The organism is Serratia sp. JKS296 (genome assembly GCF_900215445.1).
In the GTDB taxonomy this organism is placed as follows: Bacteria; Pseudomonadota; Gammaproteobacteria; order Enterobacterales; family Enterobacteriaceae; genus Serratia; species Serratia marcescens.
Map to the genome: position 1 here is coordinate 2,136,515 of NZ_OCMX01000001.1, position 23,122 is coordinate 2,159,636.

The 23,122-nt window shown below is 59.3% G+C and carries 24 protein-coding genes; 17 read left to right on the plus strand and 7 right to left on the minus strand.

From position 1 onward, the window contains the following. Positions 1-21: 21 nt before the first annotated feature. Entirely contained in the window at positions 22-600 is a 579-nt protein-coding gene (locus CRO23_RS10130; protein WP_033634190.1) for a hydrolase, read from the minus strand. A gap of 254 nt (positions 601-854) precedes the next feature. Between CRO23_RS10130 and CRO23_RS10135 the strand changes: the two genes are divergently transcribed. The 7 genes from CRO23_RS10135 to ruvB all read left to right on the plus strand — a co-directional run bounded on the left by CRO23_RS10135 (position 855) and on the right by ruvB (position 6,444). Beyond that, the gene (locus CRO23_RS10135; protein ID WP_033632845.1) at positions 855-1,046 is read left to right on the plus strand and encodes an FmdB family zinc ribbon protein; all 192 of its coding nucleotides are present in this window, start codon (positions 855-857) and stop codon (positions 1,044-1,046) included. A gap of 74 nt (positions 1,047-1,120) precedes the next feature. After that, positions 1,121-2,905 (plus strand): aspartate--tRNA ligase, encoded by a 1,785-nt coding sequence (gene aspS, locus CRO23_RS10140; RefSeq protein WP_097101890.1) that lies wholly within the window; start codon positions 1,121-1,123, stop codon positions 2,903-2,905. After that, positions 2,905-3,351 (plus strand): dihydroneopterin triphosphate diphosphatase, encoded by a 447-nt coding sequence (nudB, locus tag CRO23_RS10145; protein ID WP_004932373.1) that lies wholly within the window; start codon positions 2,905-2,907, stop codon positions 3,349-3,351. The genes aspS and nudB overlap by 1 nt, the downstream gene beginning before the upstream one ends. A 19-nt stretch (positions 3,352-3,370) precedes the next feature. Next, on the plus strand, positions 3,371-4,114 hold the full coding sequence (locus CRO23_RS10150) for a YebC/PmpR family DNA-binding transcriptional regulator (protein WP_004932370.1): 744 nt from the start codon (positions 3,371-3,373) through the stop codon (positions 4,112-4,114). 57 nt (positions 4,115-4,171) lie between these two features. Then, entirely contained in the window at positions 4,172-4,693 is a 522-nt protein-coding gene (ruvC, locus tag CRO23_RS10155) for a crossover junction endodeoxyribonuclease RuvC (protein ID WP_004932367.1), read from the plus strand. A gap of 112 nt (positions 4,694-4,805) precedes the next feature. Continuing rightward, positions 4,806-5,420: a Holliday junction branch migration protein RuvA gene (gene ruvA, locus CRO23_RS10160; RefSeq protein WP_016927436.1), complete on the plus strand. Its 615-nt coding sequence runs from the start codon at positions 4,806-4,808 to the stop codon at positions 5,418-5,420. 19 nt (positions 5,421-5,439) lie between these two features. Further along, entirely contained in the window at positions 5,440-6,444 is a 1,005-nt protein-coding gene (gene ruvB / locus CRO23_RS10165) for a Holliday junction branch migration DNA helicase RuvB (RefSeq protein WP_016927437.1), read from the plus strand. 61 nt (positions 6,445-6,505) lie between these two features. Here the strand turns inward: ruvB and znuB are convergent, their stop codons facing one another. Continuing rightward, positions 6,506-7,291: a zinc ABC transporter permease subunit ZnuB gene (gene znuB / locus CRO23_RS10170; protein ID WP_016927438.1), complete on the minus strand. Its 786-nt coding sequence runs from the start codon at positions 7,289-7,291 to the stop codon at positions 6,506-6,508. Continuing rightward, entirely contained in the window at positions 7,288-8,046 is a 759-nt protein-coding gene (gene znuC / locus CRO23_RS10175; protein WP_004932357.1) for a zinc ABC transporter ATP-binding protein ZnuC, read from the minus strand. Before znuC ends, znuB begins: the two co-directional genes overlap by 4 nt. Positions 8,047-8,124: 78 nt before the next feature. Between znuC and znuA the strand changes: the two genes are divergently transcribed. The 3 genes from znuA to lpxM all read left to right on the plus strand — a co-directional run bounded on the left by znuA (position 8,125) and on the right by lpxM (position 11,532). Continuing rightward, positions 8,125-9,069: a zinc ABC transporter substrate-binding protein ZnuA gene (znuA, locus tag CRO23_RS10180; RefSeq protein WP_097103089.1), complete on the plus strand. Its 945-nt coding sequence runs from the start codon at positions 8,125-8,127 to the stop codon at positions 9,067-9,069. 21 nt (positions 9,070-9,090) lie between these two features. Next, the gene (gene mepM / locus CRO23_RS10185; RefSeq protein ID WP_028127477.1) at positions 9,091-10,413 is read left to right on the plus strand and encodes a murein DD-endopeptidase MepM; all 1,323 of its coding nucleotides are present in this window, start codon (positions 9,091-9,093) and stop codon (positions 10,411-10,413) included. A 150-nt stretch (positions 10,414-10,563) separates the two neighbouring features. Next, positions 10,564-11,532: a lauroyl-Kdo(2)-lipid IV(A) myristoyltransferase gene (lpxM, locus tag CRO23_RS10190; RefSeq protein WP_016927441.1), complete on the plus strand. Its 969-nt coding sequence runs from the start codon at positions 10,564-10,566 to the stop codon at positions 11,530-11,532. Between the two features lie 49 nt (positions 11,533-11,581). Here the strand turns inward: lpxM and CRO23_RS10195 are convergent, their stop codons facing one another. The 3 genes from CRO23_RS10195 to CRO23_RS10205 form a co-directional block, all read right to left on the minus strand. Beyond that, positions 11,582-12,463 (minus strand): leucine-rich repeat domain-containing protein, encoded by an 882-nt coding sequence (locus tag CRO23_RS10195; RefSeq protein ID WP_097101892.1) that lies wholly within the window; start codon positions 12,461-12,463, stop codon positions 11,582-11,584. Positions 12,464-12,548: 85 nt separating this feature from the next. After that, positions 12,549-13,991: a pyruvate kinase gene (gene pyk, locus CRO23_RS10200; protein WP_004932339.1), complete on the minus strand. Its 1,443-nt coding sequence runs from the start codon at positions 13,989-13,991 to the stop codon at positions 12,549-12,551. A gap of 189 nt (positions 13,992-14,180) precedes the next feature. Beyond that, positions 14,181-15,053 carry a MurR/RpiR family transcriptional regulator gene (locus tag CRO23_RS10205; protein WP_016927443.1) on the minus strand — a complete coding sequence of 291 codons (873 nt, stop codon included), beginning with the start codon at positions 15,051-15,053 and terminating at the stop codon, positions 14,181-14,183. A 447-nt stretch (positions 15,054-15,500) separates the two neighbouring features. Here CRO23_RS10205 and zwf point away from each other — a divergent pair, with 447 nt between their 5' ends. The 4 genes from zwf to mdtI all read left to right on the plus strand — a co-directional run bounded on the left by zwf (position 15,501) and on the right by mdtI (position 19,005). Further along, the gene (gene zwf, locus CRO23_RS10210; protein WP_028127476.1) at positions 15,501-16,976 is read left to right on the plus strand and encodes a glucose-6-phosphate dehydrogenase; all 1,476 of its coding nucleotides are present in this window, start codon (positions 15,501-15,503) and stop codon (positions 16,974-16,976) included. A 150-nt stretch (positions 16,977-17,126) separates the two neighbouring features. Continuing rightward, complete coding sequence (locus CRO23_RS10215) at positions 17,127-17,768, plus strand: bifunctional 4-hydroxy-2-oxoglutarate aldolase/2-dehydro-3-deoxy-phosphogluconate aldolase (RefSeq protein ID WP_097101894.1); 642 nt, start codon at positions 17,127-17,129, stop codon at positions 17,766-17,768. A gap of 552 nt (positions 17,769-18,320) precedes the next feature. Then, a complete protein-coding gene (mdtJ, locus tag CRO23_RS10220) occupies positions 18,321-18,689 on the plus strand; it encodes a multidrug/spermidine efflux SMR transporter subunit MdtJ (RefSeq protein WP_004932327.1) in 369 nt (122 codons plus the stop codon). Then, positions 18,676-19,005 carry a multidrug/spermidine efflux SMR transporter subunit MdtI gene (gene mdtI, locus CRO23_RS10225; protein ID WP_016927446.1) on the plus strand — a complete coding sequence of 110 codons (330 nt, stop codon included), beginning with the start codon at positions 18,676-18,678 and terminating at the stop codon, positions 19,003-19,005. Before mdtJ ends, mdtI begins: the two co-directional genes overlap by 14 nt. Before the next feature lie 61 nt (positions 19,006-19,066). On the opposite strand, the gene CRO23_RS10230 is transcribed toward mdtI, so the two are convergent. Beyond that, the gene (locus CRO23_RS10230) at positions 19,067-19,411 is read right to left on the minus strand and encodes a RidA family protein (RefSeq protein WP_015378124.1); all 345 of its coding nucleotides are present in this window, start codon (positions 19,409-19,411) and stop codon (positions 19,067-19,069) included. A gap of 133 nt (positions 19,412-19,544) precedes the next feature. Here CRO23_RS10230 and CRO23_RS10235 point away from each other — a divergent pair, with 133 nt between their 5' ends. The 3 genes from CRO23_RS10235 to CRO23_RS10245 all read left to right on the plus strand — a co-directional run bounded on the left by CRO23_RS10235 (position 19,545) and on the right by CRO23_RS10245 (position 22,933). Continuing rightward, entirely contained in the window at positions 19,545-21,461 is a 1,917-nt protein-coding gene (locus CRO23_RS10235; protein ID WP_028127475.1) for an ATP-dependent DNA helicase, read from the plus strand. A gap of 79 nt (positions 21,462-21,540) precedes the next feature. After that, a complete protein-coding gene (gene tsaB / locus CRO23_RS10240; RefSeq protein ID WP_049299182.1) occupies positions 21,541-22,242 on the plus strand; it encodes a tRNA (adenosine(37)-N6)-threonylcarbamoyltransferase complex dimerization subunit type 1 TsaB in 702 nt (233 codons plus the stop codon). A 100-nt stretch (positions 22,243-22,342) separates the two neighbouring features. Next, complete coding sequence (locus CRO23_RS10245) at positions 22,343-22,933, plus strand: Slp family lipoprotein (RefSeq protein WP_016927449.1); 591 nt, start codon at positions 22,343-22,345, stop codon at positions 22,931-22,933. The last annotated feature ends 189 nt before the right edge of the window (positions 22,934-23,122 follow it).

The following is a 23,122-nucleotide window of genomic DNA, read 5'->3' on the forward strand; positions in this document are numbered from 1 at the left end:
TTGTCAGGCTACAACTTAACGTTACCGGTCGAGCGCGGCAAGAATTTCGCCGGTGTCGCGCACCCGCGCCAAACGCGGGAAGATGTGTTCGAACGCGAAACGGTGCATTTCCGCGTTCTGCGCGCTGCAGACGTCTTCGGCGATCACCAGCTCATAGCCGTGTTCCCAGGCGGCGCGGGCGGTGGACTCCACGCCGATATTGGTGGATATGCCGCCCAAGACTACGGATTTGATGCCGCGACGGCGCAGCTGCAAGTCCAGATCGGTGCCGTAGAAGGCGCCCCATTGGCGCTTGGTGATCAAAATATCGTTATCGCAGACCGCCAGCGGCGCGGGGAACTCCCACCAGGTGGCCGGCAAACCGCCGGCGGGCGCGGGAGCCGGTTTATCCACCGGTTGTTTCAGCGCCTCGGCGAAGGAGTCTGACCAACCGACGCGCACCAACAGCACCGGCGCGCCCAGCATGCGAAAACGCGCGGCCAGCAGGGCGGCGTTCGCCACCACCTGGTCGGCGCCGTGCGGGCCGCCGGCGTAGGGCAGAATACCGTTTTGCAAATCGATCAGCACCAGAGCGGTGGTTTGGGCGTCAAGTTTCAGCATGGATTTCATCTCGTTGCGAAGTGGATAAAAACTGTTCGGCGCGTCGGACGAGCTGCGTTCGGCGCAAAACCGGGGGAGAATCAGGCTACGTGAAAAAACTGTCGCAGGTTAATGGGAAATTTGTTAACCGATGTGTTGATTCGGACAAAAACGCGCCATTTAGTGCAGTAACAATGCTGTGTTCGCACTTATCGGGCGGATGAATTTCCTTTATAATGACTCCCTTTTTTCAACACTCTTTAATCCAACGACCTATGCCGATTTATGAATATGCATGTGGTGCTTGCAACCATCGGTTAGAGAAATTGCAAAAATTTTCCGATGCGCCGCTGGCAGACTGCCCGGCGTGTGGGCAGCCCGCGTTGACCAAGTTGATCTCATCCTCCGGCTTCCAGCTTAAGGGCACCGGCTGGTATGCGACGGATTTTAAACCGGGTAACAAGTAGAATTTATCAGATAACAGCCGCGCGACAGGGGCGCAGTAGCCCGGCGCGGCATCGGCTGTGTAAAAGGATAGCGTATGCGTACTGAATATTGCGGGCAGTTGAATCTGTCCCACGTGGGCCAGGAAGTCACTCTGTGTGGTTGGGTCAATCGTCGTCGCGATCTGGGCGGCCTGATCTTTATTGATATGCGCGACCGCGAAGGCATCGTGCAGGTGTTCTTCGATCCGGACCAGAAAGTGGCGTTCGACAAGGCCTACGACCTGCGCAATGAGTTCTGCATCCAGATCGTCGGCACCGTGCGTGCGCGTCCGGACAGCCAGATCAATAAAGATATGGCCACCGGCGAAGTGGAAGTGTTTGCCCACGCGCTTGAGATCATCAACCGCTCCGAGCCGCTGCCGCTGGACTCCAACCAGGTCAACAGCGAAGAAGCGCGCCTGAAATACCGTTACCTCGATCTGCGTCGCCCGGAAATGGCCGAGCGTCTGAAGACTCGCGCCAAAATCACCAGCTTCGTGCGTCGCTTCATGGACAGCCACGGCTTCCTCGACATCGAAACGCCGATGCTGACCAAGGCGACGCCGGAAGGCGCCCGCGATTACCTGGTGCCGAGCCGCGTGCACAAGGGCAAATTCTACGCGCTGCCGCAGTCTCCGCAGCTGTTTAAACAGCTGCTGATGATGTCCGGCTTCGATCGTTACTACCAGATCGTCAAATGCTTCCGCGATGAAGATCTGCGTGCGGATCGTCAGCCTGAATTCACCCAGATCGACGTCGAAACCTCCTTCATGACCGCCGAGCAGGTGCGTGAAGTGATGGAGAAACTGGCGCGTGAACTGTGGCTGGACGTGAAGGGCGTGGATCTGGGCGATTTCCCGGTCATGACCTTCGCCGAAGCGATGCGTCGCTTTGGTTCCGACAAGCCGGACCTGCGTAACCCGCTGGAGCTGGTGGACGTGGCCGACCTGGTCAAGGACGTCGAGTTCAAAGTGTTCTCCGGCCCGGCCAACGACGCCAAAGGCCGCGTGGCGGCGATCCGCGTACCGGGCGGCGCACAGCTGACCCGCAAGCAGATCGATGAGTACGGCGCTTTCGTCAACATCTACGGCGCCAAAGGCCTGGCCTGGCTGAAGGTCAACGACCGCGCCGCCGGCATGGAAGGCGTGCAGAGCCCGATCGCCAAATTCCTCAGCGCGGAAGTGCTGGAAGCTGTCCTGGCGCGCACCGACGCGCAGACCGGCGACATCCTGTTCTTCGGCGCAGACAGTTTCAAGATTGTCACCGATGCGATGGGCGCGCTGCGCCTGAAGCTGGGACGCGATCTGGGGCTGACCCAACTCGACAGCTGGGCGCCGCTGTGGGTGGTCGACTTCCCGATGTTCGAAGAAGACGAAGAGGGCGGCCTGGCGGCGATGCACCACCCGTTCACCTCGCCGCGCGACATGAGCCCGGAAGAGCTGGCCGCCGCGCCGGTCAACGCTATCGCCAACGCTTATGACATGGTGATCAACGGTTACGAAGTGGGCGGCGGTTCGGTGCGTATTCACCGCAGCGAAATGCAGCAGACGGTATTCAGCATTCTGGGCATCGACGAACATGAACAGCGCGAGAAGTTCGGCTTCCTGCTGGACGCGCTGAAGTACGGCACGCCGCCGCACGCCGGCCTGGCCTTCGGCCTGGATCGTCTGGTGATGCTGCTGACCGGCACCGACAACATCCGCGACGTCATCGCTTTCCCGAAAACCACCGCGGCGGCCTGTCTGATGACCGACGCACCGAGCTTCGCCAACCCGGCGTCGCTGCAGGAGCTGGCGATCAGTGTGGTAAAGAAAGTCGGTGCGGAACAAGAGAGCGAGTGATGAGTTACAAGCGCCCTGAATCTATCCTGGTAGTGATTTACGCGAAATCCAGTGGTCGGGTGCTGATGTTACAGCGGCGCGACGATACCGAGTTCTGGCAGTCGGTCACCGGCAGCCTGGAACAGGATGAGTCGCCGCCGCATGCCGCACGGCGTGAGGTCATGGAAGAAGTGGGCATCGATATCGAAGCAGAGCACCTGCCGTTGTTCGATTGCCAGCGCTGCGTGGAGTTTGAACTCTTTGTCCATTTGCGACATCGCTATGCGCCGGGAACCACGCGCAATAAAGAGCACTGGTTCTGTCTGGCGTTGCCCGAGGAGCGCGATCCGGTAATTACCGAGCATCACGCTTACCAATGGCTTGAGGCGGCCGAGGCCGTGAAGTTGACCAAGTCGTGGAGCAATCAGCAGGCGATTGAAGAGTTCGTGATCAATTCAGTCCAGTAGTTTTTTTCGGAGATTTTTTATGGCAGGTCATAGTAAGTGGGCCAACACAAAGCACCGTAAAGCGGCGCAGGACGCCAAGCGCGGTAAAATTTTCACCAAGATTATTCGTGAGCTGGTCACCGCCGCGAAGCTGGGCGGCGGCGATCCGGATTCCAACCCGCGTCTGCGCGCGGCGATGGACAAGGCGCTGTCGAACAACATGACGCGCGACACCATGAACCGCGCGATCGCGCGCGGCGTGGGCGGCGATGATGATACCAATATGGAAACCATCATCTATGAAGGTTACGGCCCTGGCGGCACCGCCGTCATGATCGAATGCCTGAGCGACAACCGCAACCGCACCGTGGCGGAAGTGCGTCACGCCTTTACCAAATGCGGCGGTAACCTGGGTACCGACGGTTCCGTGGCTTATCTGTTCACCAAGAAGGGCGTGATCACCTACGCACCGGGCCTGGATGAAGACAGCGTAATGGAAGCGGCGCTGGAAGCCGGTGCGGAAGACATCGTGACCTATGACGATGGCGCCATCGACGTGTTCACCGCCTGGGAAAGCCTGGGCGCGGTGAAAGACGCGCTGACCGCGGCGGGCTTCGAAGCTGAAGCGGCGGAAGTGTCGATGATCCCATCGACCAAGGCCGACATGGACGCGGAAACCGCGCCTAAGCTGCTGCGCCTGATCGATATGCTGGAAGACTGCGACGACGTGCAGGAAGTTTACCATAACGGTGAAATCTCCGACGAAGTGGCGGCGACGCTGTAATCCGGTAAAACGGGCGCCGCCGTTCGGCGGCGCCGTGCATGCAAGGTGGATGTAGATATGGCGATCATACTCGGTATCGATCCCGGCTCGCGCGTCACCGGCTATGGCCTTATTCGCCAGCAGGGGCGTCAGTTGAGCTATATCGCCAGCGGCTGCATCCGTACGGTGGTGGACGACATGCCGACGCGGCTGAAGCTGATTTACGCCGGCGTCAGCGAGATCATCACCCAGTTTCAGCCCGATTTCTTCGCCATCGAACAGGTATTTATGGCCAAGAACCCGGATTCGGCGCTCAAGCTCGGTCAGGCGCGCGGCGTTGCGATTGTCGCGGCGGTGAATCAGAATCTGGAAGTGTTCGAATATGCGGCGCGGCAAGTCAAACAAACCGTGGTCGGCACCGGCGCAGCCGAAAAGGCGCAGGTGCAGCACATGGTGCGTTCGCTGCTCAAACTCTCGGCCAACCCGCAGGCGGATGCCGCGGATGCCCTGGCCATCGCCATCACCCATTGCCATCTCAGCCAGAACGTGCTGCGGATGAGCGAAGGGCGGTTGAACCTGGCGCGCGGGCGTTTGCGCTGACGCGAAGCGATGATTGCTCAGGCTGGATATTCATCCAGCCTTTTTTATGTTATAAGCTTTACCAGCAACGGCATGGCAGGGCGCCATGCCCGGTCATTCTGCAGGAGGGTAAATGATAGGTCGTCTCAGAGGAAATATTCTGGAAAAGCAGCCGCCGCTGGTGTTACTGGAGGCGAACGGTGTGGGTTATGAAGTGCACATGCCGATGACCTGCTTTTACGAGCTGCCGGAACTGGGGCAAGAGGCCATCGTGTTTACCCACTTCGTGGTGCGTGAAGATGCGCAGCTGCTGTACGGTTTCAACGATAAGCAGGAGCGCGCGCTGTTCCGCGAGCTGATCAAGGTCAACGGCGTCGGGCCGAAACTGGCGCTCGCCATCCTGTCAGGCATGTCCGCGCAGCAGTTCGTCAGCGCGGTGGAGCGCGAAGAGATCACCGCGCTGGTCAAGCTGCCGGGCGTAGGCAAGAAAACCGCCGAGCGCCTGGTGGTCGAGATGAAAGACCGCTTCAAAGGGCTGAACGGCGATCTGTTCAACAGCAGCAGCGAGATCAGCCTGCCGTCCGCCGCGGAGAAAGCGCCTGAGGCTGACGCGGAGGCCGAAGCGGTCTCGGCGCTGGTAGCGCTGGGCTATAAGCCGCAGGAAGCCAGCCGCATGGTCAGCAAAATTGCCAAGCCGGGTGCCGACTGCGAGACCCTGATCCGTGACGCGTTGCGCGCTGCTTTGTAAGGCCGCTAAGAGGTAGATAATGATTGAAGCCGATCGCCTGATCTCCGCCGAACCGATCAATGAGGAAGAAGTCCTCGATCGCGCCATTCGTCCCAAGCTGCTGACCGAATACGTGGGTCAGCCGCACGTACGCGAGCAGATGGAGATCTTCATCCAGGCGGCCAAGCAGCGCGGCGACGCGCTCGACCACCTGCTGATCTTCGGCCCGCCGGGGCTGGGGAAAACCACCCTGGCCAACATCGTGGCCAACGAAATGGGCGTGAATCTGCGCACCACTTCCGGCCCGGTGCTGGAGAAGGCGGGCGATCTGGCGGCGATGCTGACCAACCTCGAACCGCACGACGTGTTGTTCATCGACGAAATTCACCGTTTGTCACCGGTGGTGGAAGAAGTATTGTATCCGGCGATGGAAGACTATCAGCTGGATATCATGATCGGTGAAGGGCCGGCGGCGCGTTCGATTAAGCTCGATCTGCCGCCGTTCACGTTGGTGGGAGCCACCACCCGTGCCGGTTCGCTGACCTCGCCGTTACGCGATCGCTTCGGCATTGTCCAGCGGCTGGAGTTTTATCAGGTGGCGGATCTGCAGCACATCGTCTCGCGCAGCGCCGGGTGCCTGGGGCTGGAGCTGTCCGACGAGGGCGCCCATGAAGTGGCCCGCCGCGCGCGCGGCACGCCGCGTATCGCCAACCGCCTGTTGCGCCGGGTGCGTGATTTCGCTGAAGTGCGCGCCAACGGCGTGATCAGCGGTTCGGTGGCGGCGCAGGCGCTTGATATGCTCAACGTCGATGCCGAAGGCTTCGACTATATGGATCGCAAACTGCTGCTGGCGATTATCGACAAGTTTACCGGCGGCCCGGTCGGGTTGGACAACTTGGCGGCGGCGATCGGTGAAGAGCGCGAAACCATCGAAGACGTGATTGAACCGTTCCTGATCCAGCAGGGCTTTATCCAGCGCACGCCGCGCGGCCGCCTGGCGACGCAGCATGCCTACCGGCACTTTGGTCTCGAACGCGAAGAGTAAATTTTTAATCCGCCAATAAGAAAGGGCCGCAGATGCGGCCCTTGTCATATCCCGGCTTTAATCAAGCCTGCTGTTTTTTGAACAGGCTCAGCGTGAACAGCACGGCGGCGCTCAGCACTACCGAAGGGCCGGCCGGCGTATCGTAAAACGCCGAGAAGGTCAGGCCGCCGGTGACGGCCACCATCCCGAGCAGCACCGCGACGCCGGCCATCTGTTCCGGCGTGCGCGCGAAGCGGCGGGCGGTGGCTGCAGGGATGATCAGCAGCGAGGTGATGATCAGCGCGCCGACGAATTTCATCGCCAGGCCGATGGTCAACGCGGTGACCAGCATCAACACGGTGCGCGCCCGCGCCAAATTGACGCCATCGACGTGCGCCAGCTCCGGGCTGATGGTCATCGACAGCAGATCGCGCCATTGCCACCACAGCACCAACAGCACCACGGCGACGCCGCCGGCGATCATCACGATGTCGCTCAGCGTGACCGACAGCAGATCGCCGAACAGGTAGGCCATCAGATCGACCCGCACGTTGGACATCAACGCCACCACCACCAGCCCCAGCGACAGGGCGCTGTGGGCCAGAATGCCGAGCAGCGTATCCACCGAGAGCTGCGGGCGACGTTCCAGCCACACCAGGGCCAAAGCCAACAGCAGCGTAATGGCGATCACCGCATAGAAGGGATTGATGTCCAGCAGCAGACCAAAGGCGACGCCGAGCAGCGAGGCGTGCGCCAGGGTGTCGCCGAAGTAGGACATGCGGCGCCAGACCACGAAGGAACCCAGCGGCCCGGCGGCGCTAGCCAACAACACGCCGGCCAGCCAGCCGGGAAGTAACAGTTCAATCATGCTTCGCGGCTCCCGGTTTTCTTCAAGACAATTCTTCCCTGCAGATCGTGGCGGTGATTGTGATGGTGGCGATACACCGCCAGTTGCTCTGCGCCGCGGTTGCCGAACATGGCGATGAATTCAGGATGCATCGACACCACCTCCGGCGCGCCGGAGCAGCAGATGTGCTGATTGAGGCACAGTACCTCGTCGGTTTTCGCCATCACCAGATGCAGATCGTGCGACACCATCAGCACGGCGCAGCCCAGCTCTTTACGCAGCTGATCGATCAGATCGTACAGCGCCAGCTGGCCGTTGACGTCCACCCCTTGCGTGGGTTCGTCCAGCACCAGCAGCTGCGGTTTGTTCAGCAGCGCTCGCGCCAGCAGCACGCGTTGGTTTTCACCGCCGGAGAGCTTTTGCATTGGCTGGTCGAGCAGGTGGGCGGCGTGCACGCGCTTGAGCGCCGGCAGAATGTCGGCTTTCTTTACGCCAGGTTTAAGACGCATAAAACGGCTGACGGTCAGCGGCAGGGTGGCGTCGAGGTGCAGCTTTTGCGGCACATAGCCGATGCGCAGATCGGGCTCACGCTCCAGCGTGCCGGCGGTCGGTTTGACCAATCCCAGCACCACGCGCACCAGCGTGGATTTGCCCGCGCCGTTCGGGCCAAGCAGCGTGAGAATACGGCCGGGTTGCAGGCTGAGGGAAATGTTCGACAGCACCTTGCGGCTGCCGAAGGCGACGGAGATATTTTTTAGCGTTATCAGTGTAGACATCTCGAGATTACAGGTTGCAGAACGAAGCGAATGTTATAATATCACGCCTTGTTGATGAAAACGATGGGATTACTGATGATGGCAAAGAAAAATAAATGGCTGCAGCGTACGCTGTTGGCCAGCGCACTGTTGATGGCCGGCCCGCTGAGCAGCGCTTCCGCTGCGGTGGTGACCTCGATTCGCCCATTAGGCTTTATCGCTTCGGCCATCGCCGACGGCGTGACGCCGACCGAAGTGTTGCTGCCGGACGGCGCTTCGCCGCACGATTTTGCGTTGCGTCCTTCGGATATCCAACGCTTGCGTTCCGCTGATCTGGTGCTATGGGTTGGGCCGGACATGGAAGCGTTCCTGAACAAGGCGCTGGTGCCTATCTCGGCGACCCGAAAGCTGGCTGTCAGCGAACTGCCGGCGGTGAAGCCGTTGCTGATGAAAGGCGAAGATGACGACGATCATGATCATGCAGGCGAAGCGCATAACCATGCCGATGACGATCATGGGCATCATCACGGCGAGTACAATATGCACGTTTGGCTGTCGCCGGAGATAGCAAAAGTGACCGCGATCGCGATTCACGACAGATTGTTGGAACTTATGCCGCAAAATAAGGACAAATTAGACGCAAACCTGCGCCAGTTCGAGAATCTGCTGACGCAAACTGACAAAAATGTTGGTAACATGCTTACGCCTGTGCAAGGTAAGGGTTATTTTGTTTTTCATGATGCTTACGGCTACTTTGAGAAACACTACGGTTTGAGTCCGCTGGGCCATTTCACCGTCAATCCCGAAATTCAGCCTGGAGCACAGCGCCTACACCAAATTCGAACACAGTTGGTTGAGCAGAAAGCGGTATGCGTTTTTGCTGAGCCACAATTCAGGCCGGCCGTAATCAATGCCGTCGCCAAGGGTACCAAAGTGCGTTCCGGAACGCTGGACCCGCTGGGCACCGGCATCGCGCTGGGGAAGGACAGCTACGGGAAATTCCTGGCTCAGCTGTCAAACCAGTACGTGAGCTGCCTGAAGTAAAGCTTATGAGGATAATATCGAGTGCAGCAGATAGTCCGAACTATCGCTCTGGCGTATAACAACCTGCCACGGCCCCACCGCGTCATGCTGGGGTCGCTGACAGTCGTCACATTGGCCGTCGCTGTTTGGCGGCCTTTTGTTTACCACCCAGAACACAACCCCATCGCCAAGAGCGTCGAGTTAGAATCCAGCCAGATGCGGTCATTGCTCCCCGAAGCCAGTGAACCGATAGATGCCGACCAACCCACCCCCGATGACGAAATCCCGCAGGATGAGCTGGATCAGAAAGATGCCGGCGACGACGGTGTGCATGAATATGTGGTTTCCACCGGTGACACCCTTGGCAGCATTCTGACGCAGTACGGCATCGATATGTCGGATGTCACCTTGCTGGCTTCGCAAAACCGCGATCTGCGTAATCTGAAGATCGGCCAACAGCTGTCGTGGACCGTGAACGATGCGGGCGATCTGCAGCAGTTGACCTGGGAAGTTTCGCGCCGCGAAACCCGCACCTATGACCGCGTCGGCAATAGCTTCAAAGAGTCTAAAGAGGCGCAGCAGGGCGAATGGCGCAACAACGTGATCAGCGGCCGGGTCAACGGCAGCTTCGTCAGCAGCGCCGGCGACGCCGGGCTGAGCCGTAACGAAATCAATGCGGTGATCAAGGCGTTGCAGTGGCAGCTCGATTTCCGCAAGCTGCGCAAAGGCGACCAGTTCTCCGTGCTGATGTCGCGTGAGCATTTCGACGGTAAGAAATCGCAAAGCCAGCTGTTGGGCGTGCGTCTGCGCACCGGCGGCAAGGATTACTATGCGATCCGCGCCGAAGACGGCAAATTCTACGATCGCCAGGGCTCTGGCCTGGCGCGCGGCTTCATGCGTTTCCCGACCATGAAGCAGTTCCGCATCTCCTCCAACTTCAACCCGCGCCGCGTGAACCCGGTGACCGGCCGCGTGGCGCCGCACAAGGGCGTCGATTTCGCCATGCCGGTCGGCACGCCGGTGCTGGCGGTCGGCGACGGTGAAGTGGTGATCGCCAAGCGCAGCGGCGCAGCGGGCAACTATGTGGCGATCCGCCACGGCCGCCAGTACACCACGCGTTATATGCACCTGAAAAAACTGCTGGTGAAACCAGGGCAGAAGGTGAAACGCGGCGATCGCATTGCGCTCTCCGGCAACACCGGCCGCTCCACCGGGCCGCACCTGCACTTTGAACTGTGGACCGGCCAACAGGCGGTGAACCCGCTGACGGCCAAGCTGCCGCGTTCCGAAGGGCTGGGCGGCAAAGACCGCAGCGATTATCTGGCGCAGGTGAAGGAAGTGGTTCCTCAGCTGCAACTGGATTAACGTCCCCCTTTTTCCGGCGCTTCGGCGCCGCTAATTTCATCGGCCTGATTGCGGGCCGATGCTGTTTTATCTGGGCGGTTCGCGGTTGTTAATTGCAAAATCGGTGCTGGCAATTATGATTAGCCGAATCGCTAAGCCAAGAGCATGTGCATGCAAAACGAGAAGAAATCGAACGTAGAGTTCATCCCGCAGTTTCAAAAAGCCTTTTTATACCCGCGCTACTGGGGCGTGTGGTTGGGAACCGGCCTGATGGCCGGCGTTTCGCTGGTGCCTGCGCGTCTGCGCGATCCGGTGCTGGGGGCGGTCGGCAAACTGGCCGGCAAGCTGGCGAAAGGCGCGCGCCGTCGTGCCCGCATCAACCTGCTGTATTGCTTGCCGGAATTGCCGGAAAGCGACCGTGAGCACATCATCGACCAGATGTTTGCCTGCGCGCCGCAGTCGATGGTGCTGATGGCGGAATTGGCCTGTACCAAGCCCGAGAAAGTGCTCAAGCGCGTGCGTTGGCACGGTGAAGAGGTGTTGGACAAGATCCGGGCGGAAGGGCGCAACGTGATTTTTCTGGTGCCTCATGGCTGGGCGGTAGATGTGCCGGCGATGTTGATGGCCGCGCGCGGCCAACCGATGGCGGCGATGTTCCACAACCAGCGCAATCAGCTGATCGACTACCTGTGGAATGCCGTGCGTCGTAAATTCGGCGGCCGCATGCACGCGCGCAATGACGGCATCAAACCGTTTATCAGTTCAGTTCGGCAGGGGTATTGGGGTTATTATCTGCCCGATCAGGATCACGGCGCTGAGCACAGCGAGTTTGTCGACTTCTTTGCCACCTATAAGGCGACCTTGCCGGCGGTCGGGCGGTTGATGAAAGTGTGTCGTGCGGCGATCGTGCCGTTGTTCCCGGTATACGACGGCAAAACCAGCATGCTGGATATCTATATTCGCGAGCCGATGGACGATCTGGCCGACGCTGATGACCCACGGATTGCCCGCCGTATGAATGAAGAAGTGGAAAACCTGGTGGGCCCGAATCCGGAGCAGTACACCTGGATCCTCAAACTGCTGAAGACGCGCAAGGAAGGGGAGATTGAACCCTACTCGCGCGACGATCTGTATCGTTAATCCTTTCTACCGCTAACGCCGGTCGGGCTACACCCCGGCCGGCGTCACTTCAGATGTGCACCATACAGCCGCGGGCCCGCAGGATGTCGACGATTTTAGGCGTGTGGGTGAAATCATTCCAGCGCAGATCCAGCTTGCGCAGCCGGCTCAGTTCGCCGAGGCTTTCCGGCAGGTCGCTCAGGCGGTTGGCGCGCAGATCCAGGCTTCTCAGCGCCGTCAGCTCACCGATATTTTTCGGCAGGCGCGTCAGCTGATTGAAACGCAGGTTCAGCTCGCTCAACCGCGGCAGCCGGCAGAAGGCTTCCGGCAGTTCGGCGATGGCGTTGTTGGCCGCGTCGAGTATCTCCAGCTCACCGAGCTGTGCCATTTCCGCCGGCAGCGCGGTCAGGGCATTTTGCATGATATGCAGTTCGCGCAGCGCGCGCAGCTGCCCGATTTCGCCGGGCAGGCTGCGGATGCGATTGTTGTATAAACGCAGCTCCTGCAACGCCGCCAGCCTCGGTATCGCCAGCGGCAAAACGGCCAGGCGGTTGTCGGTCGCATTGAGGTAAACCAGCTGCTGTAGCTGCGCCAGCGAGTGCGGCAGATCGCTAAAGCCGTTGTCGCTCAGATAGAGGTATTTCAACCGGTGCAACTGCCCCAGTTCCTCGGGGAGTTCGCTTGCGCGATTGTGGCCAAAGTCGAACATCTCAAGCTGTTGCAACTGGCCAATCTCCGGCGGCAGGCGGTCGAGCTGATTGCAGGAGATGTTCAACACCTGTAGATTGCGGTGCCGGAAGAGGGGGGCGGGGATGGCCGCCAACTGATTATCATACAGGCTTACCTTGCGCAGCGCGTGGCCGGCTAACTGTGACGCGTCGAGCTGCGTCAGGCCGTGGCCATCGAGATCGAACTCATCACCGCTCGCTGCGGGATTGCGTTGGTGGAGCATGGTGTTCTCCGTCGTTTATGGCGGTACCGGGGCAAAAAAAATGCCGGCCAACGTGAGCCGGCCGGCATGTCGTCTGCGGTGTGGATTACTCGACGCGCAGAATACGGCTGGTATTGGTGGTGCCGACGGTTTCCATCACGTCGCCCTGGGTGACGATCACCAGATCGCCGGAGACCAGGAAGCCTTTGTCGCGCAGGCGATTGACCGCTTCATTGGCGGCGATCACGCCGTCTTTGTGGCTGTCGAAATACACCGGTGTCACGCCGCGATACAGCGCAGTCAGGTTCAGCGTGTGCTCATGGCGCGACATGGCGAAGATCGGCAGGCCGGAGCTGATGCGCGACATCATCAGCGCAGTGCGGCCGGATTCGGTCATGGCGATCAGCGCGGTGACGCCTTTCAGGTGGTTGGCGGCATACATCGAAGACATGGCTATCGCCTCTTCGATGTTGTCGAACTGTACGTCCAGGCGGTGTTTGGAAACGTTGATGCTCGGGATCTTCTCGGCGCCCAGACAAACGCGCGCCATCGCCGCTACGGTTTCCGCCGGGTATTGGCCAGCGGCGGTTTCCGCCGACAGCATGACGGCGTCGGTGCCGTCCAGCACGGCGTTCGCCACGTCCATGACTTCGGCGCGGGTCGGCATCGGGTTGGTGATCATCGACTCCATCATCTGGGTCGCGGTGATCACCGCGCGGTTCAGAGTGCGGGCGCGGCGGATCAGTTTCTTCTGAATGCCGACCAGTTCCGGATCGCCGATTTCGACGCCCAGGTCGCCACGGGCAACCATCACCACGTCGGAGGCCAGAATAATGTCGTCCATCGCTTCGTCGGTGCAAACCGCTTCGGCGCGCTCAACCTTGGACACGATCTTGGCGTTGCAGCCCGCATCGCGCGCCAGGCGGCGGGCATAGTTCAGATCTTCACCGGTACGCGGGAAGGAGACCGCCAGGTAGTCGACGCCAATCTTGGCGGCGGTCACGATGTCCGCCTTGTCTTTTTCGGTCAGGGCTTCGGCCGACAGGCCACCGCCGAGTTTGTTGATGCCCTTGTTGTTGGACAGCGGGCCGCCGACGGTCACTTCGGTAAACACTTTCATGCCCTGAACTTCGAGCACTTTCAGCTGAACGCGGCCGTCATCGAGCAGCAGGACGTCGCCCGGCACCACGTCGGCTGGCAGGCCTTTATAGTCGATACCGACTTTTTCTTTATCGCCTTCGCCTTTTGACAGGTTGGCGTCCAGCAGGAATTTATCGCCCACGTTGAGGAAGATTTTGCCTTCCTTGAAGGTGGAAACGCGAATTTTCGGCCCTTGCAGATCGCCGAGGATAGCGACGTGACGCCCCAGTTTGGCAGCGATTTCGCGCACTTTGTCAGCGCGAGCCTGGTGATCTTCCGGGCTGCCGTGGGAGAAGTTAAGCCGAACTACGTTGGCGCCGGCGGCAATGATCTTTTCCAGATTATTGTCGCGGTCTGTAGCCGGACCCAGGGTGGTAACGATTTTGGTTCTTCTGAGCCGTCTGGACATGTATTACTCCGTTGACTGGTGAAGCAAATATTGGTGTTGCGATAACGTCGGATAACGAAACCAGGCGTGAAATGTAATTTTACAACACTGATATTTCACCCGGGTTACCCGCATGAGCATGTTAACAGGGTACCGCCTCTGATGCCGTCATTCAAATGTCTGTTGAACGGCGATTTTTTCTTCGTCGGGTCACGAATCAAAACTGTTGGGAATGACCACGCCTTTATCAAAGCGCGATTCTTTGAGCGCTTCTTTGACCCGCTTCAAGTTATCTCTGAATTTAGCCCCTCGGCGCAAGGTAAATCCGGTGGCGAGCACGTCAATGAGCGTTAATTGCGCGATCCGCGACACCATCGGCATGTAAACGTCGGTGTCTTCGGGCACGTCGAGCAGCAGGGCCAGGGTCGCCGCCTGGGCGAGCGGGGTGTCGCGCGAGGTGATAGCCAGCACCGTGGCGTCGTTCTCCCGCGCCAGGTGGGCCATCTCCACCAGATTCTTGGTGCGGCCGGTGTGTGAAATCAGCACCACCACGTCGCCTTCGCCGGAGTTCATGCAGCTCATGCGCTGCATGACGATGTCATCGAAGTAGACCACCGGAATGTTGAAGCGGAAAAATTTGTTCATCGCATCGTGCGCCACCGCCGCGGAGGCGCCCAGCCCGAAGAAAGAGATCTTTTTTGCCTGGGTGAGCAGGTCAACCGCACGATTGATTGCGGCAATATCCAAATTTGCCTTTACTGTATCCAGGCTGGCCATTACCGATTCGAAGATCTTGCTGGTATAGGAATCGACGCTGTCATCTTCCTCAACGTTACGGTTTACGTAGGGCGTGCCGTTAGCCAGGCTTTGGGCGAGATGCAGTTTGAAATCGGGAAAGCCTTTGGTATCAAGGCGGCGGCAAAAGCGGTTGACGGTAGGTTCGCTGACGTCGGCCATGCGCGCCAGCGTGGCGATGCTGGAGTGAATGGCGGTCTGCGGGGAGGCCAGGATCACCTCGGCGACTTTCCTTTCAGATTTGCTCAGGCGTTCCAGATGGCTCTGGATTTTGTCCAGCGTATTCATATAACGAGAGTCACTCATGGTTTTATCCCTGTGGCTTTCAAGCAACAGCGTCGAATTTCGCCCGTGTTCGCCGTGCAAGCAGACGCCAAACGAGCGGCTGTAACCTGGAATCGATAGGGTATGTCGATTTCAAACAAAGGAGAAATCAATGCCGGTTTAGTGAAAATATACTACGTGCTGGTAACCGTTGGCAGTCTCGACACGGCGTATGCAGGGTTTTTTCACCAGAATATGACCTGTGTCTAACTTTCATAATGGTAACAGAGCGTCAAAAAAGACGAAAAATTACAGTTTTGCCCGTGGTGAGGGCGTTGGCGTAGATTGGCGCTTTCCACTGGAATCTTGAGGCCTTTTTTTCTGCTTTGCTCCGGGTTTGCTGGCCGTAGTCAAACAGAGTACATTAGTAATGTAAGAAAATTACAAATATCCTGCAACGAGGAGATGAACATGGCGGTAACCTCTACAGCCCAGGCGTGTGACCTGGTTATTTTCGGCGCGAAAGGTGATTTGGCGCGCCGTAAGCTGCTGCCTTCCCTGTACCAGTTAGAGAAAGCCGGACACATCCACCCGGATACGCGGATCATCGGCGTCGGCCGCGCGGAGTGGGATAAACAAGCCTATACCGAAGTGGTCAAGGAAGCGCTTGGCACCTTCATGAAGGAAAAACTGGATGATGAACTCTGGGCCACGCTAAGCGCGCGCCTGGACTTCTGCAACCTAGACGTCAACGACAGCAAGAACTTTACCAAATTGGGTAAAATGCTGGATCAGAAGCACCGCACCACCATCAACTACTTCGCCATGCCGCCAAGCACCTTTGGCGCCATCTGCAAAGGGCTGGGCGAAGCCAAGCTGAACCATGAGCCGGCGCGCGTGGTGATGGAGAAACCGTTGGGCACCGATCTGGCGTCCTCCCGCGTGATCAACGATCAGGTGGCGGAGTTCTTCAATGAGTCCCAGGTCTATCGCATCGACCACTACCTCGGCAAAGAGACGGTGCTGAACCTGTTGGCGCTGCGTTTTGCCAACTCGCTGTTCGCATCCAACTGGGATAACCGCACCATCGATTCGGTGCAGATCACCGTGGCGGAAGAGGTGGGCATTGAAGGGCGCTGGGGCTATTTCGACCAGGCCGGCCAGATGCGCGACATGATCCAGAACCACCTGCTGCAGATCCTGACCATGATCGCCATGTCGCCGCCGGCGGATCTGACGACCGACCGCATCCGCGACGAGAAGGTCAAGGTGCTGCGCTCACTGCGCCGCATCGATCAGACCAATGTCCGGGAAACCACCGTGCGCGGTCAGTACACCGCCGGCTTCGTCCAGGGCAAGAAAGTGCCGGGTTATCTGGAAGAGGAAGGGGCGAACAAGAGCAGCAGCACCGAAACCTTCGTCTCTATCCGCGTGGATATCGACAACTGGCAGTGGGCCGGAGTGCCGTTCTACCTGCGTACCGGTAAACGTCTGCCGACCAAATGTTCGGAAGTGGTGGTGTACTTCAAAAACCCGCCGCTGAACCTGTTCAGCGATTCTTACCAGCAGTTGCCGCAGAACAAGCTGACCATCCGTCTGCAGCCGGACGAAGGCATCGAAATTCAGGTGCTGAACAAGGTGCCGGGGCTGGATCACAAGCACCGTCTGCAGACCACCAAGCTGGACCTGAGCTTCTCGGAAACCTTCAACCAGGAGCACGTGGCGGACGCCTACGAGCGCCTGCTGCTGGAGACCATGCGCGGCATTCAGGCGCTGTTCGTGCGCCGCGATGAAGTGGAAGAAGCCTGGAAGTGGGTCGACTCCATCATGGACGCATGGAAAGCCGACAACGAGGCGCCTAAGCCTTATCAGGCGGGCACCTGGGGGCCGGTGGCCTCGGTGGCGATGATCACCCGTGACGGCCGCTCCTGGAACGAGTTCGAATAATACGTAATGCCGGCGGCCTGTCTGCCGGCTTTTTTTTGCCTGCGATCTGCGCGTGGGCCACATCACTTACGGTACGGCCGGACGTCCGCGCATGCGGAGCCCTGTGGCAGGGGCGTGCCATTGTTAACCGCGAGTAATGGAGAAATAACGATGAAAAACTGGAAAACCAGCGCCGAGCAGATCCTGACGGCGGGGCCGGTGGTGCCTGTTATCGTGATCAACAAGCTGGAGCAGGCGGTGCCGCTGGCGAAAGCGCTGGTTGCCGGCGGCGTGCGGGTATTGGAGGTGACGTTGCGCACCGCCTGCGGGCTGGAGTCTATCCGCGCTATCGCCAAAGAGGTGCCGGAGGCGATCATTGGCGCCGGTACGGTGATCAACCCGCAGCAACTGCGGCAGGTGACCGAAGCGGGGGCGCAGTTCGCCATCAGCCCGGGGCTGACCGAAGCCTTGCTGCAGGCGGCGACGGCGGGGTCAATCCCGTTGATCCCGGGCATCAGCACCGTATCTGAACTGATGCTGGGCATGGATTACGGCCTGCGCGAATTCAAATTCTTCCCGGCGGAAGCCAACGGCGGCGTGAAGGCGCTGCAGGCGATCGGCGGCCCGTTCCCGCGGGTGCGCTTTTGCCCGACCGGCGGCATTACGCCGAACAATTACCGCGATTATCTGGCGCTGAAAAGCGTGCTTTGCATCGGCGGTTCCTGGCTGGTGCCGGCGGACGCGCTCGAAAAAGGCGACTATGCGCGCATCACTGAACTGGCGCGCAGCGCCGTCAGCGGCGCCGCGTTGTAACCCGCACCAGGCCTGGGGTTGGCGCTTATTTGCGCACCCGCGAATACCGCAAGGCTCAACGCTCCGTTGGGCCTTTTTTAATTTTTATCGTGATTAACTTTCTTATTTTTAACCCGTTTTTTTCTGCTTTTTTATGAAAACGGCAGTTTGCTTTCTTATTTTGGCTGTGGTAAAAATATCTCAGTTGAAAATTTTACTTTTATGAGGATATTGGGCAAATCGCACGGTGTGCGGCTGATAATAGAGAACTATTATGATGACTATTAACGGAACTACCCTCAGAACCTCTACGTGCCAACTCTTCCTGTCTGCGATCCTTGCCAGTGAGCATCACTGGTGCAGCGAACTATAGCGTCTTTCTCCCTTAACCGGTGCTGGTAGCGGGCTTACGCCTTCGCTCTACCGTTCAGCCGGGCAAACATTCTTTTTGCGTTTGGGTCAGTTTATCCCCAGGGATCTCTGCGTCTTGCGCGCCGTACTGCGGCCGTTCGACGAGATAAATCGGGATAAATATGCCTTGGCGCGCGTTATTCGCCGTTTGGGAGAAAAATTATGATTTATTGGATCTTTTTAGGTTTGGCCATCATGACCGAAATCATCGGCACCTTGTCGATGAAATACGCCAGTGTCAATGGCGGCATGATCGGGCATATCGTGATGTACGTGATGATCACCGCGTCTTATGTGTTGCTGTCAGTAGCGGTAAAACGCGTGGCGTTGGGCGTGGCTTATGCGCTGTGGGAAGGCATCGGCATTCTGTTCATTACCCTGTTCAGCGTGCTGTGGTTCGACGAGCCCATTTCGGCGCTGAAGGTACTGGGTCTGGCTACGCTGATCGCCGGTATCATGCTGGTGAAATCCGGTACCCGCAAAGAGCGAAAACAGGTCAGCCCGCGAGGTGACAACCATGCAACAGTTTGAGTTGTACCACATTGGGTTCCTGGGATTGGCCATCGTGCTGGAAATCATCGCCAACATCTTCCTGAAGATGTCGGACGGTTTCCGTAAAATTTGGCTGGGATTGCTGTCGCTGCTGTCGGTGCTCGGTGCGTTCAGCGCCCTGGCGCAGGCGGTGAAGGGCATCGATCTGTCAATCGCTTACGCGTTGTGGGGCGGTTTCGGCATCGCCGCCACCATCGCCGCAGGCTGGATCATGTTCGGCCAGCGGTTGAACGCCAAAGGCTGGATTGGCCTGGCGCTGCTGTTGACGGGGATGGTGATCCTCAAACTGTCCTGATAGCGGGCAATAAAAAACCGCAGGCGTTGCCGTCTGCGGTTTTTTTTCGTCTGCGCGTGGCTTACAGCGCGGCGATGATTTTGATTTCCACCTTGTACTTCGGATTCATCAGCTGAGCCTGCACGGTGCAGCGCACCGGCGCGCTGCCGGCAACGACCCAGGCGTCCCAGGCGGCGTTCATCGCGGCGAAGTCGGCGGTATTGGCCAGGAAAATGGTGGCATCCAGAATACGGCTTTTGTCCGAGCCTACGCGCGCCAGCAGCACGTCGATGGCGGCGAGGGCGTTGGCGGTCTGCGCGGTCGCGTCATCATCCAGGTTCTCCGGCACGCTGGTGTAGTAAACGGTTTCGTTGTGCACCACGGCTTCGGACCAGCGCTGATCGGGATCAATTCTTTCGATATTCATTTGCTTATCTCCATATCATAGTCCCGCTAAGGGTAGCACAGCCGGTGATGAAAAAGCGCGGCGATAAAGTGGGTGGTAGCCGGGCGGCAGGCTTGGCATAATCACCGCTGAATGACACCGGCAGAGAGACAGCGTGACAGACGATTTTGCAACAGACGGCGCATTGGCGCAGGCTATCAAGGGATTCAAACCGCGTGAGCCGCAGCGGCAGATGGCGCAAGCCGTCACCGAGGCGATCAATTTCAAGCAGGAGCTGGTGGTGGAAGCCGGCACCGGCACCGGCAAAACCTTCGCTTATCTGGCGCCGGCGCTGCGCGCCGATCGCAAAGTGATCATCTCGACCGGTTCGAAAGCGTTGCAGGATCAGCTGTATGCGCGCGATCTGCCCACCGTCGCCAAGGCGTTGAAGTACAAAGGCAAGCTGGCGCTGCTGAAGGGGCGCTCCAACTACCTGTGCCTGGAGCGGCTGGAGCAGCAGTCGATGGCCGGCGGCGAACTGGCGGGGCAGACGCTGATCGATTTGGTGCAGCTGCGCAAGTGGTCGTCACAGACCAAAGAAGGCGACATCAGCACCTGCAGCGAAGTGGCGGAAGACAGTTTCGTTTGGCCATTGGTGACCAGCACCAATGACAACTGCCTGGGCAGCGATTGCCCGCTGTATCAGGATTGCTTCGTGGTCAAGGCGCGCCGCCGTGCGATGGATGCGGATGTGGTGGTGGTGAACCATCACCTGTTCCTGGCGGATATGGTGGTGAAAGAGGGGGGTTTCGCCGAGCTGATCCCGGAAGCCGAGGTGATGATTTTCGACGAGGCGCACCAAATCCCCGACATCGCCAGCCAGTATTTCGGCCAGCAGCTCACCAGCCGCCAGCTGCTGGATCTGGCGAAGGATATCACCATCGCCTACCGCACCGAGGTGCGCGATGCCGCTCAACTGCAAAAAAGCGCCGACCGTCTCAGCCTGAGTACGCAAGATTTTCGCCTGAATCTGGGAGAGCCGGGGTTCCGCGGCAATCTGCGTGACGTGCTCGGCGAACCCAACGTGCAGCGCGCTCTGTTGCTGCTCGATGATGCGCTGGAGCTGTGTTATGACGTGATGAAGCTGTCGCTGGGGCGTTCGGCGCTGTTGGACGCCGCCTTTGAGCGCGCCACGCTGTACCGCGCGCGCCTCAAACGCCTCAAGGCGGTGACGGAACCGGGCTACAGCTATTGGTATGAGTGCAATTCGCGCCACTTCGTGCTGGCGCTGACGCCGTTGACGGTGGCCGACCGGTTCCGTGAAATGCTGGACGAGAAGCCGGGCAGCTGGATCTTTACCTCGGCCACGCTGTCGGTCAACGATCAGCTGGGCCACTTCACCGAACGGCTGGGGCTGACCAAGGCCAAAACGCTGCTGCTGCCGAGCCCGTTCGACTATGCCAAACAGGCGTTGCTGTGCGTGCCACGCTTTTTGCCTTCGCCGAATCAGCCCGGCGGGGCGCGCCAGCTGGCGCGCATGCTGCGGCCATTAATCGAAGCCAACAACGGCCGCTGCTTCTTCTTATGCACCTCGCACCAGATGATGCGCGAGTTGGCGGAAGAGTTCCGCGCCACGATGACGCTGCCGGTGCTGTTGCAAGGGGAAACCAGCAAAGGGCAACTGCTCGCGCAGTTCGTCGCCGCCGGTAACGCGCTGCTGGTGGCGACCAGCAGCTTCTGGGAAGGGGTGGACGTGCGCGGCGATGCGCTGTCCTGCGTCATCATCGATAAGCTGCCGTTCACTTCACCGGACGATCCGCTGCTGAAGGCGCGCATTGAAGATTGCCGCCTGCGCGGCGGCGACCCGTTCAATGACGTGCAGTTGCCGGATGCGGTCATCACCCTGAAACAGGGCGTCGGCCGTTTGATCCGCGACACCGACGATCGCGGCGTGCTGGTGATTTGCGATAACCGTCTGGTGATGCGCCCTTACGGCGAGGTGTTCCTCAATAGCTTGCCGCCCACGCCGCGTACCCGCGATCTGAAGCAGGCCATCGCCTTCCTGCAGGCCGCCGATGCGTCGGCCACGTGAAAGATGAAGGGCTTACGGGGCTGTGCTACAATGCGCGCCCTGTATGAAAAACCCAGTTTTATTCCCGCCAGAGGTTGGCATGTCCACGCGAATTTTAGCGATCGATACCGCGACGGAAGCCTGTTCCGTCGCCGTCTGGAATCAAGGCGAAACCCACGCCCTGTTTGAGCTGTGCCCACGTGAGCATACGCAACGAATTTTACCTATGGTGCAGCAGGTGCTGGCGGAAACCGGTCTGGCGCTCAACCAGCTCGATGCGCTGGCCTTCGGTCGCGGCCCCGGCAGCTTTACCGGGGTGCGCATCGGTATCGGCATCGCTCAAGGCCTGGCGCTGGGCGCCGATCTGCCGATGATAGGCGTTTCCACGCTGCAAACCATGGCGCAGGGCGCCTGGCGCGTCAGCGGCGCGGAGCGCGTGCTGGCGGCGATCGATGCGCGCATGGGTGAAGTTTACTGGGGGCAGTTCGAGCGCCAGGCGGACGGCAGCTGGTTGGAAAGCGAAGGCGAGGCCGTGCTGTCGCCAGCGCAGGCGCTGGAGCGTGCGCAGCGCCTGCAGGGCGAATGGGCCCATGTTGGCACCGGGTGGCAAACCTACCCCGACTTGGTCAAGGGTTCCGCGTTGAGCCTACGTGACGGCCAAATGCTGTTGCCGCAGGCGCAAGACATGCTGCCGCTGGCGCTGCAAGCCTGGCAAGAAGGGCTGGCGGTAGCGGTGGAAAACGCCGAGCCGACCTATCTGCGCAATGAAGTCACCTGGAAAAAACTGCCGGGCCGCGACTGATCGCGGCGTATTGTGCTGATGTTGATGCCGGGCGATGAGGGGCTGCAACTTGAACGATGAAACGCGGTCAAAGTTACAGCCATTTCAGGAGATTGCGACCATGTTAATCCGCACTGCAAGTAAAAAGCTGTCGCTGCTGGCCGTCGCCTGCGGCGCGCTGGTTTTATCCGGGTGCGTCACCGTACCGGATGCGATCAAAGGCTCCAGCCCTTCGCCGGTGACTCAGCTTTCCTCGGTACAAAATGCGCCCAACCTGTTTACCGGCGCGGAAGCCCGTTTCGGCGGCACCGTGGTAAACGTCGCCAACGAACAAGGGCGCACGGTGCTGGAGATTGCGGCGGTGCCGCTCGACAGCGGTGCGCGGCCGATACTGGGCGAACCGTCGCGCGGCCGCTTGCTGGCCACGGTAAACGGCTTCCTCGAACCGGTCGATTTCAAAGGCCAGCTGGTGACCGTCGTCGGCGCCATTACCGGCCTGAAAGAGGGGCGAATCGGCATGACGCCGTATCGCTTCGTGACGATGAACGTGACCGGTTTCAAACGTTGGCATCTGGTGCAGCAGGTGGTGATGCCGCCTGCGCCAATGGGCCCCTGGGGCTGGCGCGGAGGTCCGTGGGGACCCGGTTGGGGCGCAGGCTATGGCTGGTATAACCCTGGCCCGGCACAGGTGCAAACCATCGTAACCGAGTAGCATACGCTTGATGTGAACACATTTGACAGGGCGGCTCAGGCCGCCCTTTTGTTTTTTGGGATAAGGAATATCCGACAATTAGTGACGTACATCGCAACCTGAATAATGTTTAAAACCCGAACTGGTCTGCTGAGTTAAAATATTGTTATGGTTAGGCTGCGAGTTTGAGGGCTGCGATGATAATTAGTA